The organism is Paenibacillus sp. FSL E2-0201, from assembly GCF_037963325.1.
In the GTDB taxonomy this organism is placed as follows: domain Bacteria; phylum Bacillota; class Bacilli; order Paenibacillales; family Paenibacillaceae; genus Paenibacillus_AQ.
This window is the reverse complement of the sequence record NZ_CP150154.1, coordinates 739,847-756,103: the sequence shown is the minus strand read 5'-3', so window position 1 is coordinate 756,103 and position 16,257 is coordinate 739,847. Positions and strand designations below refer to the sequence as shown.

Below are 16,257 nucleotides of genomic sequence, written 5' to 3'. Positions count from 1 at the left end.
AAACATGTTTAAATCAACATAATTATTCTAGCATTGTGGTATATTGATGTCAAACATGTATCGTAGGGAGATTGCAAATGCGAATTTTAAAATATGCTCTATTGGGTCTGATAGAAAAAGAAGAAATAAGTGGATACGACATTTCAAATCAGTTTAAGCGGGAGATTGGTGAGTTCTGGAGCGCTAAACATAGTCAAATTTATCCAGAACTTAAAAGGCTGACAGCGGAGGGGCTGATCGAATACCGTACCCTTATCACAGGAATTAAACTAGAGAAAAAAGTTTACTGCATTACGCAAAAAGGCAAGCAAGAATTACTTGATTGGCTAACACAACCTAAAACACTACCAGAGACAGAAAAAGATGAATTTATGTTAATGATGTATTTTTCAGCTGCGATTTCTATGGAGGAGAGAAAGCGACTACTACAGGACCAAATTACAAAGAGAATTGCAAAATTAGAGATATTATTGAGCAATCAGAACTCGCTGGAGTTAGCAAATGATAATTTTAAGTCGCCTGATTCTTGGCAATTTGGACATTATCTGGTTTTAAGCAGGGCTATTAGTCGAGAACAAAGTTATGTTAAATGGCTTGAAGATACACTCCAGCTATTAGTCTAATACTGAGTGCTCATATAGTCGTCTTAAAGAACTCTCCGGGATTTTTAACAAAATACGTCGTCATCAGTAGGGTACGCCGTCTTGGTCTTGGTTACCTTACGGAGCTGTCGGTGGAACCCTTCGACGCTGTTCGTAGTGTAGACGAGCTTACGAATCTACGCAGGAAAGTCAAAGTACGTCGTGAGCTCCAACCAGTTGCCTTCCCACGAGCGAACGACGAGGGGATACTTCTTCTCCCACGTCTCCCGAATAGACGAGAAAGCCACTACCACTTCCTCCAGTGTGTGGGCCTGGTACACGGGTTAGAGGGCAGTCATAACGGCCAACGCGTCCTTTTTCGCGACATATTTGATTGTGTTACGGAGCAGATGGATGACGCACGACTGCATGCGCGTCATGGGAAAGACCTTTGCACCGCTTCGGAGAAAGTAATAAAAAAGCAAATAAATTCGAGTTAAAAAAACAATTGAACAACCAGGTTAAAAGTAAGAGATGTGGGGAACGACGTAGAAGAAGAAATAGGGGAATTGCCTGAAAAACCGAGAAAGAGCACTTTATTTAAAAGTGTCTATTTCTCGGTTATGGTTTATTGATCCATTATTTTAATTAGTTAGGTTGTTCTTCCATCGCTCTAATGGATTCATCCACCTTTACCATCATGGAACATTCGACTCTTTTGCGGAAGACGTCACAGCTGAAGTCATAGTTTCCGACCAGAGAACCCGTCGCGTGCAGTGCATTGGCAGGACAACCACCGCTGCAGTAGAGTTTAGCCCAGCAGTCCTTGCATTCCGGCTTCGAGTAGCAGTTGCTCTCTTTGAATTGACATTGCAGCTCAGGCTTTGTGATGCCATCCCAGAGGTTCCCCATGCTATACTCTTCATCCCCTACGAACTGGTGGCAAGGAAAAAGCTCTCCCCAAGGGGTGACGGCAAGATATTCGGTTCCTGACCCACAGCCAGTGATTCTCTTCTGGATGCAAGGCCCTTCTGAGAGGTCAAGCATGTAGTGATAAAAGGTAAACCCCTTGCCTTCTTCGCCGCGACCGATCATTTCCTTGGCGAGAATTTCGTACTGGTTGTATATCTCCGGCAGGTCCTCCTCGGTAAGCGCATAGGGCTCCTTTGGATCACAGATGACTGGTTCCATAGAGATTTTGTCAAAACCAAGGTCTGCGATATGAAATATATCGTTGGTGAAATCGACATTGTTACGAGTGTAAGTTCCCCGTACATAGTACTCTTGGTCTCCGCGCTTACGAACGAATTCCTGGAACTTCGGAAGAATATGATCATAGCTGCCTTTTCCGTTAATCGTTTGGCGAAGCCGGTCATGAACCTCTTTTCTTCCATCCAGGCTTAATACGACATTGTACATTTCCTGATTTAAAAACTCGGTGACCTCATCGTTCAGCAGCATCCCGTTCGTCGTGAAGGTGAAGCGGAACTTCTTTTTGTATTCTTGTTCTTTGCTTCTTGCATAAGCTACGATCTGTTTAACAACTTTCCAGGCCAAAAGCGGTTCCCCGCCGAAAAAGTCAATGTCCAGGTTTCGATGATGACCTGAGTTTTCAAGCAGATAATCGATAGCTTTTTGTCCAACCTCATAGCTCATGATTGCCCTATCTCCGTTGTATTTCCCTTGGCTAGCGAAGCAATAGTCGCATGACAAATTACAGGTATGCGCAACATTGAGGCAGAGTGCCTTAACATAAGTTTTTCGTTTTTTTAAATCGAGCGAGAGGTTCTCATACTCATCTTTTGTAAAGAGCTGTCCATCATTTTTAAGTTCCTCGATATCCGCGATGGTTTCTCGAATGTCGCTCTCGGAAATGCTGGAATCATCTTTATATTTATCCAACAGCGTTGTCACGATTTTTTCGGGGGAAGTTTTCTCATAATCCGCTATAATTTCATATGCTAGGTCATCAACAACATGCACCGAGCCACTATAGGTATCGAGCACGATATTGTATCCATTTAGTTTATATTGATGAATCATACTTACTAATCAAGCTCCTTTTGCACACAAGTAGAAACGGCTTTGCCATCCTTTAGGGATAGTATCCATTTCTTAAAAATAGCCGCCCATCAGCAGAGCAATGGGCGGTAACATTCCGAATCCTATCTGTTCATTGCATTTTCACACTTCTGGTTTGCTACGCCGCAGGAAGTTTTACAAGCGGACTGGCAAGATGTCTGGCATGCGCCGCATCCGCCGTGTTTTGCGGTATCCATCAGTTTGCGGGTGCTCAGTGTTACGATTCTTTTCACGATAAATAACTCCTTCTGTAATTTCTTGTGATCACTTTCACTTAATTTCCATGGAACATCGTAGCAACCTCACATAAGTACGTCTATGATTCCCGTCACCTAGCAGAGCAGAGAGGGGTTAAACATAAGCATCAACGTTAATTTCCGTGCATTCTTTCATGCTTGTGATCGTAGGATGCCGTAGCGGGAACCAGAGTCAGAGCAATGCTAAAAAAGTGACCAAAGAAACAAAAAAGAGACGGCAATGATGCCCTCTCTTTAACAACGATTTTTTCTCATACTTGTCCGTAAAGTCCAATAAATATAAGGATCTCATAACACTGTATCCTTCCTTACCAGTAGAGCGACACTCTCCGATTCCATATGCACCATATGCGAACATCCCTCTCAATATCATGGCTATTGTTATGGCGGGAAGAAGTCGCGTAGAATTAGGGATTTTTGTAGGGAGTGTTTCTTGAATATTCAATGAAGTTATTTATATTTATAATGTACTACGCCTTAGTTCATAAAAATATTGCACAATTGGATGCTTTAACTTCATCTTCTCACTCATGTTTAAAATTCGCTTTTTCCCAACTCGTCTGTCCACTATAGCTAAAATATTCAATAAGATATCATTGCTTTCTAAGCTCTCCTCTATGGAAATAGATAAATACTTAGTAGCTATAACAATAAAGTTCGATTTACTTAATGATGTCTGTGCTGACAAAAGCTCCTTTGCAACTTCTGATATTTTTCTGCTTCTTGCAATGACTATTAGCCGATCCTCCGGGATGATCCCCTTACTATCTTTTCTAACCGCTTCAATGTCTTCATGGTTAATAGGAATTTGGAGATCTGAATCATTCTTAATCTCCTGCTCCGTCTGATACCATCTAATTGAGCTAGTTCTATCATTCATTTTGAGTACGTTCTTTTTATCTACCGAAATATAACAATCCCCTGATTTATCAGGTAAATAACGATAACTGCTTGCGCGATATTCAACCCTGCCGTATAACGCAGGACAGAGAAAACTCTCCAGTTGTTGCTTCAATTTGCTCCAGGACATGTATCCTCCTATGTTTTATGTTATAAATACCTGTTGAGGCAGTCGTTCTATTATACAATACATAATACAATCCCACTAAAACCTTAATAATATCTTGATATTCCGTCTTATCATCACCTCTGTACATAGAAACAAGCCGATTAGGTATAGACCCCGTGGTCTGGCACCTAATCGGCTTGTTATGTTACGACTCAAACGTTTTCACTTCGTTTATTAGTCTTACTCGGACAGATAATTCGATAACCGGTACAGGAAGTTTCAGCGCAGGTCGTATTGCTGCTTGGATGGATTATTTCTCCATTACTTATCGTGACCTTTACCCGGGTTTTCTTTTGAGTATTCAAAGGTCACTTTTACAGGCTCGCTCATATAGCCAGTCGATAGATACGCCTCATTGGTTCCCTTTAAATTACCCGTAAGTTTGAATGTGAATTGGAAGCTTCCCGCGACTGTACTCTTCGTCTCATCTTCGAGTTGAACCTTGCCTTTCGGATCAAGCACCTTCAACTTCACATTTGTAAGGACGCCATTCATCAGCAATCCATCAATCGTTACTTTTTTCGCTTCCTCGTCAACCTTTACTTGTATGCCCTCTATGCCCTTCACGTCTACAGCGCCCGAGAGGTTATAGACACCAAACTCGTAGATGGAATATCCGTAATCGGTTGCTCTTTTTATGCCTTGTAACTTCATGTATCTTGCCTTGACCGGGTTGAACTGAATCGTTTCTTTGCCATCATGCGCGGTAATAATTCCGTCATTTGGCATGACATTGATCCAGTTCTGCTTATCGTTCGACACAAGAAGTTTGTATTTATCGGCACGAGCATATTCCCAATCGATTCGAACCGTATCCATTTCCTTCACTTCATCGAGATCGACCAGGAACCAAGTATTGTCCACGTATTCGCTCGCCCATCTTGAAGCAGGGAATCCATCGACGGCTTTAGCCGGTGCATAATTCGCATTATTGCCTTCGGTCGACGAAGCTTCTACCGTTTTATTCTGCGCCAAATTGCCTATTAGGTAATAGACGCTTTCCTTCAGCGTATTGTACGCCTCATCTTTTATCGTACCCGCCTTCTTGAATTCATCCAGCTTTGCGTTAAAGCCTTGGAGATATTTGGTGACTTGCGCTGCATCGTTCCCTTCATAGCGCATCATCATTTCCAAATAGTTGTTCAAAGAACGCACCGTTGCAGAATTCGTAAATTGCTTCGCTTTTTCGAAGCGGTCGACTAGCGCTTTCATACCAGATGCACTCGTCGTTGCTTCGATAACATATGACTTTGTCACCATACGCCCCGCGGTAACGGTAATGTTAAGCTCATGTTTGCCAAGCTTGCCAAGCTTGCCTGCAAGCGGAATAACAGTACCCGCTGTATAAGGCTTGCCGTCATACGTCGCCGTCACTTTCGTCAGACCATCATCCGTTCTAAGCTTCCATGTAAAGGATACGGATTCTGAATCGGGCAGCTTCAACCCGCTCTGGAACGGATTGCCGTTCATCTGCACGTCTACCTCGGAAGGCGGAGCCTCATTGACCTGATACGTTCCTTTAACAAATTGATACAGCCAGTCGTAAAGAACGCGTGTCGCTGGATCTTTACTTACCGCGGTGTTATAGACTGCATTGTTGCCTTGATAATACGATTTGAAGCCATCCTTCATGAGCCCTGTCTTCGCACCACTGTTCAAGTAATCGATATACCGCTCGCGGAACACGCCGTCCGTCAGCATCCGATCATCGAACTCGAGTTCATTGGACATGCCATACTGCTTCGCCAGATTCGCAGAATCCTCCAAGCGCTCGATATCCGTCGGCTCGAAGAAGTAGTTCGGTTGGATCGTCACCGCATCGAAGCCAACATCCTTCCACATGAACGCTTTATAAGCGAAGAAGTGCGGAATCCAGAAGAACTTCAGGTCCTTGCCGCTAATTTGCATATCATGCAGGGTACTGCTCACCGAACGGATCAGATCCGGTCCGGATTGGCTTGTGCTGATTTGCTCTTCGAACCAGTACATACCTACAAGCTCGAGGTTAGCGTAACCTTTTGCTTCCCATCTCGATTTGACTTGCTGCAGCCACCATTGAACTGCTTTTTCACGGTTCGCAAGGGCTTTCTCTTTGCCAACGGAATCATTGAAGTTCAGCGATTCTCCACCTTGTTCAACAGCTCCGAAATTAGTGATCGATTCACCTGGATCCGGAATCATGAGGACAACCTTTTCCTTCACGCCAGACTCGTTCAGCGCATCGGATACTTCCTTAGCCGCTTCGTTTAACGCATCCATATCGCCGCCTACCGCAAAGGTTTTATCCAGATACCATTTCCAATCTTCCATATAAGCCCGCCCGCCGAAATCACGACCTGGATTTGGAGAGTTAATGCCAAGATACAGGACGCCGTCGAAGAGTCGATCCTTAATCTTGCCGTCCTTATCGACATAACTAATATTTGGAATGATCCGTTCTTTCGTCCAGATGCCTAAGTCATTCGCATATTGCCCGTTATACAAAAGTCCAAGATGCTCGATACCCGCTGTCGCCTCGCCTGCCGCCAAGAATTTCGGCGTAAGCGTTGGAACAGTTACAGCTCCGGCAACTTTGCCGTCTTCACCGAGGATTTCAATCTCATCCACGAAGGTCATTGCACGCGTATGCATTGTGAATGTCACTTTCACATAGCGAGCATGGGCGATCTTCGCATCTGGGCCGATCGCTTTAATGCCGTCCTTGCTGCCGTCCCACACATAGGTCTCCGTGTATTTTCCGTCATTCCACAGCTTCTGCGTGGCATTGTCTTTGAGCAGTCCCCAGTTCACCTTGTCATCGGAGACGTACATCGATACCGTGAGTGGCACGAGTACATTGTTCGTTGGCCAATCTTCGAGGAAATTGGCTTTAATACCCGTGATGGATTTCTTCGCCCCCAAATCAAACACAACTTCGCGTGTCTTACCCAAATGATGTCCAACCCATGCTACGTCGGATCTATTGCTTGCCCCATATATACCATCCGTAAGTGTGTTGCCTTCATCCGGATAGGAAACTTCCGGCTCTTGCGACCACTCATAAGATAAGCCCGCTGCAAGATTGTGATATACCGCCCCATACACTGACGCAATAACACCCTCCGTACCCGCTCCCGGTAGGTCTGATGGATTCGTCACCTCGACCGGATCGGCTTCGCCCGGCGGGTTCGCTGGTGTCTGTTCCTCTGTCTGTGTAGGCGACAGCGCCTCTTCCGCTTGCGCGATCGGCATCATGGTTACGATCATGATCGCAACCATGACGAGAGCTAACCATTGTCTACTCCTCTTCATATCGTACTAACTCCCTTCTGATTTTTGAGTCAAGAAACATCAATCTCCTAAATGGTATGTGCTTCCATTTCAGCTTACCTCGATGCTCCTTCCTCCCTTCCGAGATTCCGACACGTCATAGAAGCTTATAACATATGTCAATGTCCTTAAAGTAACATTATGAAAAGTGGCCTTTCTTTCAAATAGATAATTAATGACATTGGGTATACACTTGTTGACATGCAGGCCATCACGTCGAGTTTTTATAGGTATAAAGATAGCGCTTACCTCTTTAGGTCCTACCTATTTTCTATTAATGTCCTCAAAGCAATCCTCCAAATAAAAAACGCAACCCCCTCGAGGTTGCGTCGTGTTTATATATGGTGGCGCCTAATTGCTGTGGCGTTCTACTAAATTGATGCCCTATCCATAACCGATCGGATGCTTTTTATACTCTAAGGGGCTTGAGCCGACTCTATTTTTGAACACACGACTAAAATAGTACTGGCTCTTATACCCTACCTTCACGGCCAGATCCCCGATTTTGATATTCGGCATTACGTCATCCAGAATCTCCTTCGCCTTCGATATCCGAAGCTCGGTGACATAGTCAAGGAATGAAGCACCGATTTCTTGCTTCATACGCTTGCTAAGATAGGTTTGATTGATATGAAATAGCGATGCTACTCGAGTAATAGACAGCTCCGGATCCTGATAATGACTGTCAATATACTCGATCACTTTTTGGATAAGCACTGTTCCATCCCCTGTATACCCGGGAAGCCCCAGCTCCTTATCCACCCTGCTTTCATGTGAATGCAAAGGATATTTTACCTGAAGATGCTCATCGATCCGATGAAGCAGCTTATTCAGATCACTCTTCGGCACAGGTTTCAATACATAATCGAATGCTTGCAGTTGCACGGCTTGACGCGCATATTCAAAGTTATCGTAGCCGCTGATGATTACAACTAGAACCGACGGGCAGCGTTCGCGCAATATATTTATCAGATCGAGCCCATTCATATTCGGCATGTTGATGTCCACAAGACATACATGTGGTGGGGCTTCCTCCACCATATTCAATGCTTCGTTTGCACTTTTCGCTTCTCCTGCAACTTCAAAAAGATACGAACTCTCCTCAATGTATTGTCGCAAGCCTTTGCGAATGATCGTTTCATCATCGACGATGACAATCTTCCACATCTTCATTCCGCTCCCCTTCCAAAGGTATTCGAATGACCATAACGGTAATGCCATCTTCACTCTTCACTGCAAGGCCATATGGCACCCCGTAAGCTAGTCGAATGCGATGGTTTACGCTGTATAGCCCAAAGCCTGTGGCAGAACGATCATATTTATCATCAAGAAGGGCTTGATTCATCTGTTCAAGCTTCTCTTCAGGAATCATAACCCCATTATTTTTAACCTTAATGACCAAATAATCGACCTGTTTATATGCTGTGATCGAAATTTTGCACTTTTGATCCCTAAGTGGCTTAATCCCGTGATAAATCGCATTTTCCACCAACGGCTGCAGCATGAAGCGAACGACTTGGCACTGAGCAAGCTTTTCATCATATCGAAGCTCGTAGTCCAGAATCTCCTCATATCGCACGCCTTGAATATGAAGATAACTCTCGACATGGTACAACTCCTGATCAAGCAGAATGTAGGGACTGCCTGTGCCAAGCCCTAATCGGAAATACGCGCTAAGCGCTTCCACCATCTCCACGACATTGTCTGCTCCATGTTCCGTTGCCATCCACTGGATCGTATCCAATGTGTTGTATAAAAAGTGCGGCTTGATCTGCTCATGAATCAGTCTGAGTTCCATCTCCTTTCGGTCCTGCTCCACAGCGTATAACTGAACAAGCATGTCATTGAAGCTTCGCCCAAGATCGCCGATCTCATCCGAGCGCGTAACATCTGCTCGTATGGTTTGGTTGCCGTTCTGCACATTTTCCATTACCTGGCGAAGTGACTGAATTGGACGAATAATGGAAGAAGCAAGCAGCATCAGAAAGACGATAAACGCACTACCGATAAGAACGCCTACCAGCAATGCAGTCCGCTGGGTTTTGATCACCGCTAGCGATAGACTTGAATTCGGTACTTCGAGTACTAGCTTCCAGCCTTCCACATTTTGAATTGGAGCCTCAAATACACTTATGTTCTTCTTATCTGCTGCATCATCCGCTCCATCTCCTTCACCCAGCTCTCTGCAATCGATGATAAGCTGGCCTGACTGGTCATATAGCATTACATCTTGAGCAATCTCCTTCATCTTCTTGACGGAGACGGCTGCGGCAATATAAGCTACCTCATCATTCACCGATGGATTCACGCGATACAGAATGACGACGATTTCAGCTGCATTCGCTTTGGATACGATCGGATTGCTCACCACATAATTGGAATCTGAATTTAGCAGTAGTTTTCGATAGTAGGGTCGGTTTAGTATCGAAAAAGGCTTATCCCTTGCTGACCAGGAATCTCCGTGAATATCCACCACGCGTATGGATTCGTACTCTACTTGCTTTTTCGCCTCGAACTTATTGATCTCTTGCAGCAATTCATCTCGTGTCCAATGATGGTCCGAAGCTAGAGAAGCAAGCATGTCTATCTCACCGATGCGCTGATTAAACCAATAATCGATCTGGTCACTGCGTGCAGTAACCACTTGCTGCGTTAAGTTCTTATTCAAAGGGACAACCGTATGGTTCATCTCAAAATATATTGTTACAAGCAATGCAACGAACAGCAGCAAGAAGCAGCCTCCTGCGATTAACGTAATTTTTAAGTGAATTGTTTTCATTGTAATCATAGCCCTTCACAATATCCGTTTCTTACATGCCCGAAAAAGACAAAAAAACGCTAATCTGTGCAAATACATAATGCTGCACTAAATCTATAATAGGTCTTGTGCATATTTTCACATGAAATAACATTCATGTCTAGGCTAGAGATGAATGATTTGCCTAGCAAATCTTCCTCTCCCTAGTGTATGTAACCAATTCATAACAGAATGAAGGAGATATTATGCGAACTCACACGAAAAAGCTGTTATCTATTCTACTAGTCCTCAGTCTTATGTTCACGCTTGCTGCCTGCGGCGGTAAAGAGGCAGCACCGGCTGCAGATGCAAACGGAGTTCAAGTCTTTGAAGGAGTTGGGCAAGGTAAACATGGCGATATTAAAGTACAAGTTTCCTTATTAGATAACAAGATCACTGACATTAAAGTAACAGAGCACAAGGAAAACGAAGTACTTGCAGAGCCTGTTTATACGCAGCTCAAGCAAGATGTCATGTCAACTAACAGCGCAAAAGTTGATGCCATTAGCGGATCTACGGCTACAAGCAAAGGATATCTCGAAGCCATTCAAGATGCAATTACGAAGTCTGGACTTACTCTTGTCGCTGGCGCTGCAGTCAGTGGAAGCAAAGATAAAGAAGAAGCCGAGCAAACCTATGATGTTGTCGTCATCGGTGCCGGGGGTGCTGGTTTTAGTGCGGCTATCGAAGCGAACAGCGCTGGAGCTAATGTAGTTCTGCTCGAGAAAATGCCAACTGTTGGCGGCAACACATTGATCTCCGGTGGTGAGATGAATGCGCCTGACAACTGGGTTGAACGTGCTCTTGGCATCACTGATGACACGGCTGACTTGTTCTATGATGATACGATGAAAGGCGGAGACAACCTCGGGGATCCTAAGATGGTTCGTATTCTTGCCGACAATGCACTAGCATCTGCCGAATGGCTGCGCGATGATATCAAGGTAGAGTTCTTACCTGATCATCTGTTCCAATTTGGAGGCCATTCCAGAAAACGTGCGTTGATTCCTGTAGGTCATACAGGTGCTGAATTAATTACCAAGTTAAAAGCCAAAACAGACGCTGACCGAATCAAGATCAAAACTAATATGAAAGCTGAAACCTTGCTCAAGGACGAAAGCGGCAAAGTAACCGGTGTAACTGCGACTTCGGGTACTGGCGACAAGATCACATTCCATGCGAACAAAGGCGTCATCATCGCTACCGGTGGTTTTGGATCCAATGTAGAGATGCGTAAAAAGTATAATCCTAAAATGGATGAAAAATATATGTCTACCGATACACCAGGATCTACAGGTGACGGTATCGTTATGGCAGAAACGATTGGCGCCAAACTGACAAACATGGAGAATATTCAAACGTATCCAATCTGTAATCCTGAGACAGGTGTTATTTCCCTGGTTGCAGATTCCCGTTTCGATGGTGCGATTCTGATTAACCAAGAAGGCAAGCGATTCGTTGAGGAATTAGAACGTCGTGACGTTATTTCTAAAGCAATCCTTGCCCAAACAGGCGGATATACGTATCAATTATGGAATCAAGGCATTGAGGATATCGGTAAAACGATCGAAGTTCATCAAGACGAATACCATCAACTCGTTAAACAAGGCTTGCTCTTTAAAGCCGATACGATTGAAGAGGCGGCTGATTTCTTCAAAATTGACGTGAACACTTTGAAAGAAACAATTAATAAAGTAAATGATTATGCGAAAACAGGTAAAGACCTTGATTTCAAACATCGCGGTGGATTGAAATCTCTTGAAAAAGGCCCTTACTACATCGAAAAAGCTGTACCATCCGTTCACCATACAATGGGCGGATTGGTGATCGACGAGAAGACTCGCGTATTGAATGAAAAAGGCGAAGTCATCCCTGGGCTGTTCGCTGCAGGTGAAGTAACAGGGGTCATTCATGGTGCAAACCGTCTTGGCGGTAATGCCATCGCTGATATCTTCACATTCGGCCGGATTGCAGGCAAACAAGTTGTAGCAGAGTAATCTTATGTTTGTGTAACTGCTCTATTAATAAGTTAGCCTTAAAAACGTGCAAGATAGTTTGTTGAGTGCAGGTTGACTGCTAACTTTCAAGCTGCACTCTATGACATAGCAAACCGCCCTGTAAGCAACATTGCGAACAGGGCGGTTTTTTATGGTGGAGCCTAGGGGCTACGCTCGTCTAACTCTCAGCTCTTTTATCGTTCTCCGTTAGTAGAATTAAAATTGCCCAATTATTTTCTGGTACTATCACTAAAACTATAGCAATTATTTAGTGTCTACTTGACAAGGGTTCCTCACCAACAAAGCCACCGATTCCACATGTGTTGAGTGCTCAGTGTGAACAAACTTATACGATGTGCCCCCATTAAATGAAAGCCAGACTACGATTTTTTGTGGTCTGGCAAATCTTTTTTATATCCATGCTGGACAAACGTCCCCAACCCAACCTATCCTCTCAATACTCACAACCCCTGTTATAGTTTAGGAAATTGTGTGGAAAAAGTGTTTAGATACCAACACCCAAACTAACGATCATTAACCAATTTACACTCTATTCAAAATCCATATGTCAATTAAGAAGGGTTCAAGTATTATTACAATCTTAATCTTCTTTTCGAGATAATTGTTGCTCCATTTCCTCATACTTTTATGAACAAGATACAGAGCTCCAAATGTTAGGTAGGCCACCCAATAAGTAGCATATCAAACATATGATAATTCCATTCAACTTAAGGTAAATGTCATAGACTTGTAAGTTGAATACAATAGACGTTTAACCGTACTAAACTCATCTTTGCTTAAGATATTATCGATAAATTCATCATAGTAGTATATCTCGTTCAAACAAATTGTTCCATCATATATTTTATATTTAATCACTTCATAAGTACCAGGAATAATTGGTTGGAAAAAAATCAGGTTATTCTTCTTAACGCATAAGACATCCCCAAAATCACTTTTAATAACAAAGCCACTCTGACCTTTAAAATACTTGTTAACAAAATCTATACTTGGTTTCATTGATGAAGCCGAATTCACAAATATTGGATTAGTGTTATTGCTATAATCAATTGAATCCAACACATGTTCGGTACGATTACATCCTGTAAAATACATGATTCCTTTATAATCGCTAAGGAGTTTTTGAAATTCTTCTAATCGATCCATACTTGCTCTAATCTCTACGTCATCATAATTGGCGGTGTTATTTTTTATATTTTTATTCAAATCTGAACTTAATCCAATATAATACTTATACTGATTTTTTCTTCCTGTAGTAACATGAATATGAATAATCTCAGAATGAGGTAGTATTTTATCAATATTAGTAAATTCAACGTCAGAAATTAAATATTTCACTCTTTTTCCAAATATCGCATTAGCACTTTCTGTATTTAGGATATATGGCATAGCATAGAGTAATGATTCATTCTCAAGTTCTTCAATTTTTAATATATTAGTTTTCTGAACATACTTATCTTCATCCACTGTATTTGTAAAATGGATAGCATTTTGAGAATTAATAACTTCATTATCAACATATCTACTAAGTACATCTTCTTTTATACCATAGAGCATTTCATCATTTATTATTTCTTGAGTATATATGTCACCAGGAACAACAAACATAAACTCTTTGTTGGGATTTCTTTTAAAATCAGGCAATACACTTTTCATAATTTTTTTAAATCGTGTACTAGGATTATATCTCAAACAATCGTTATTTATTATTTTTTCTATTTTATTTGTGTTAATCCAGAGCTGTTTATCTATTTTTCGGAGATCTATATTTAGAGCAATTTCAGCAGTTCTAATAATAACAAAATTCAAGATATTTAAAGCAGTGGTTAACTCACTAGTTGAGCTGAATTTTTCAATAAAATCCTCCATCTCAACTCGTCCAACATTATCTTCTAAATATACTCTGTATCTTTTAAACAGGTTAATTGCATAATCTTTGTTTAGCAGATATCGATAGTCATTAATGTATGTACTATATGGTTTGGTTAATTGCCTCAAGTGATTATTCATTTCATCCTCTCCGCATTTCGAAAAGATATAGATTAATTCAACTAGAGTAGCTACAGTTTCTTGCATTCGTATCATATTACTAATTAGAAGCCTTAAAGAACGTTCATGCTTTTGATCAATTCGATTAAGCGAATTTAAAGTTATAAGGTATATCCCATATAAAGTACCCTTTGTTAAATATGAATGTATATATTCGTGAACTGCTGTAGCTTTTACATTCAATCTATTATGTTCTAATACATCCACTTTTGTCATTGGTAGGTAATTATAAATTCCAAGCAATCCTTTTTTCAAATTCATCCCCACGTCTTTACTCGATTTTTGTAACGGGTCTATTGTATTGTTATACATCCTGTTTAGTAATAATAAACTCACTGCTAGTTCACACCTCGCGAACCTGCATTCCACCGTTACTCGTTAAAATAAAGTTTTGTTACAAATCACGATTTCCGCCCGATTATCTTCTCATTTCGACCGATTTCTCAGGATTTCCCCCTCGTTTTTTCTCACGTTGTTCTCCAGTAATAATAAATATTTAATACATCTTTTCCACCCGAAAGGTTGATGGGGCGGGATATAGAGTAAAGACTTTATTATAACTGAGTCGAGTTGGGTCGTAGTGACTTTATTATTAATGCTACGAGTTTATGTGGGGCTGCACCTTATAAACCAACGAACAAACCGCTTCCACATGTGTAGAGTAGAAAGTGTGAACAAATTAAAGGTGTGGGTAATATTCGCTGATTACTACACTCGAAAAGCCAAACGCTCGAGATAACAATATTAATGTACCAATGCCCTTTGATTCCATTGACGATATCTCAAAGATCAGTTTGATTGTCTCAATTTCTGAATGTTCAAATAGGCTATTTACGTTAATGTTCTTACCTTGCTTGTATTCTAACGATTTATACTTTGCTAAAGATTTAAAGCTCACTTTATTAGCTAATATTAGATCCACCTATTTTTCCAAACTGGGTACTCCAAAAGCTCCCTTTTTTCTACTTCATGTAGGATATTAATATCTTTCCTTTCAGAATACCTCCTTAAAAGTAACAAATATGCCATTTCCTCAGCAAACTGCATATAGCTAAAACTACCACAGTATTCACTTTTTATCGCTACGATTTCCGAATCCTCGAATCCTTCAGAGTCTGTATAGTATGCTTTGAAGCTATAAATAGAGTTTAAATCACTTTCATCATTGCCCCAGATTGGTATTGTTGCTGGCAAAGGGACATCTTTCATTTCGTTCTCTAAAAACATTTCAAATAGTAACCACGCCTCCGCAGCAAGGGGATTATGTTCCAATCTACTGATGAACTCATAATCTCTAACTGCCTCTCCAAGAGAATAAGAGTACTCTAACGCATCTGCTAGATAATTCTCTATGCCCTCATTAAAGCTTTTAAAAGCAAGAACATCTGCAATAATAGCATCGGCAATGGTGAATCTAACATTATTTAGTTCGCTTATTTCGTCCCATGATATTACCACTATTGGTATTTTCTTTTCTTTACATATTCTCAATTTCAGATCAAGTTTTAGTTTCCTATATGGGTCTTCAGTCTCGTTTACTTTTACATATTCCGTTTTAGTTGAATATCCACTACCCAAACCATCAAACTCAATAATCAATAAAACCTTTCCATAATCGAGCGGATTACCAGAAAGAATTACAAAATCAAAGTCTGATACTTTTAAAAAATCTTTCTCTTTATCTGTAAGTTTCCCTGAGTTACTGTAAATCTCTTTAATAATTTTGCTGCAGGGGAGATGATGACTAATTCGCAGATTAAATTTTTCCCACTTCTCAGTTAGCTTAATAAATAAGCCTCTCTCGGCTTCACTATCGAAAATATGGTCTGACATAAAAGCCCCCAAAAATAGAAATGATACTTGCACAAATCCATCAGTGTACTTAAGCTTTTTCCAACTATACTTAAGTCTCTAAATGAACAAATATTTGCTTATCCATATTTAAAATGCTCAAGAGAGATAAGTTTATTCTTTACTAAATGACTATATAGATGAGTAATTGAAGAGTATGATACAGCAGTATCCTTAGATTTTTCTGTACGGTATAATTAGATGTACTAAGTTTTAAAATACTTAAGAATCCGAATAGGTAATT

10 protein-coding genes are annotated in these 16,257 nt (G+C 41.4%); 2 read left to right on the top strand and 8 right to left on the bottom strand.

Going from position 1 to position 16,257, the window contains the following annotated elements:
* Positions 1-77 precede the first annotated feature (77 nt).
* Positions 78-623, top strand: a complete 546-nt coding sequence (locus NSU15_RS03390) for a PadR family transcriptional regulator (protein WP_339289171.1) — start codon at positions 78-80, stop codon at positions 621-623.
* Between the two features lie 606 nt (positions 624-1,229).
* Here the strand turns inward: NSU15_RS03390 and scfB are convergent.
* The 6 genes from scfB to NSU15_RS03360 all read right to left on the bottom strand — a co-directional run bounded on the left by scfB (position 1,230) and on the right by NSU15_RS03360 (position 10,029).
* The gene (gene scfB, locus NSU15_RS03385) at positions 1,230-2,624 is read right to left on the bottom strand and encodes a thioether cross-link-forming SCIFF peptide maturase (RefSeq protein WP_339289169.1); all 1,395 of its coding nucleotides are present in this window, start codon (positions 2,622-2,624) and stop codon (positions 1,230-1,232) included.
* A gap of 122 nt (positions 2,625-2,746) precedes the next feature.
* Complete coding sequence (scfA, locus tag NSU15_RS03380) at positions 2,747-2,896, bottom strand: six-cysteine ranthipeptide SCIFF (RefSeq protein ID WP_076098734.1); 150 nt, start codon at positions 2,894-2,896, stop codon at positions 2,747-2,749.
* Between the two features lie 484 nt (positions 2,897-3,380).
* Positions 3,381-3,950: a hypothetical protein gene (locus tag NSU15_RS03375; protein ID WP_339289167.1), complete on the bottom strand. Its 570-nt coding sequence runs from the start codon at positions 3,948-3,950 to the stop codon at positions 3,381-3,383.
* A 300-nt stretch (positions 3,951-4,250) separates the two neighbouring features.
* On the bottom strand, positions 4,251-7,280 hold the full coding sequence (locus NSU15_RS03370; protein ID WP_339289165.1) for a DUF4855 domain-containing protein: 3,030 nt from the start codon (positions 7,278-7,280) through the stop codon (positions 4,251-4,253).
* Between the two features lie 402 nt (positions 7,281-7,682).
* Positions 7,683-8,471 carry a response regulator gene (locus NSU15_RS03365; protein WP_339289163.1) on the bottom strand — a complete coding sequence of 263 codons (789 nt, stop codon included), beginning with the start codon at positions 8,469-8,471 and terminating at the stop codon, positions 7,683-7,685.
* On the bottom strand, positions 8,440-10,029 hold the full coding sequence (locus NSU15_RS03360) for a sensor histidine kinase (RefSeq protein ID WP_339289161.1): 1,590 nt from the start codon (positions 10,027-10,029) through the stop codon (positions 8,440-8,442). Before NSU15_RS03360 ends, NSU15_RS03365 begins: the two co-directional genes overlap by 32 nt.
* A gap of 272 nt (positions 10,030-10,301) precedes the next feature.
* Here NSU15_RS03360 and NSU15_RS03355 point away from each other — a divergent pair, with 272 nt between their 5' ends.
* A complete protein-coding gene (locus NSU15_RS03355; RefSeq protein WP_339289159.1) occupies positions 10,302-12,092 on the top strand; it encodes a flavocytochrome c in 1,791 nt (596 codons plus the stop codon).
* 723 nt (positions 12,093-12,815) lie between these two features.
* On the opposite strand, the gene NSU15_RS03350 is transcribed toward NSU15_RS03355, so the two are convergent.
* Together NSU15_RS03350 and NSU15_RS03345 are read right to left on the bottom strand one after the other, a co-directional pair.
* Positions 12,816-14,423, bottom strand: coding sequence for a hypothetical protein (locus NSU15_RS03350; protein WP_339289157.1), 1,608 nt, complete (start codon positions 14,421-14,423; stop codon positions 12,816-12,818).
* Between the two features lie 651 nt (positions 14,424-15,074).
* Positions 15,075-15,995 (bottom strand): hypothetical protein, encoded by a 921-nt coding sequence (locus NSU15_RS03345; protein WP_339289155.1) that lies wholly within the window; start codon positions 15,993-15,995, stop codon positions 15,075-15,077.
* Positions 15,996-16,257 lie beyond the last annotated feature (262 nt).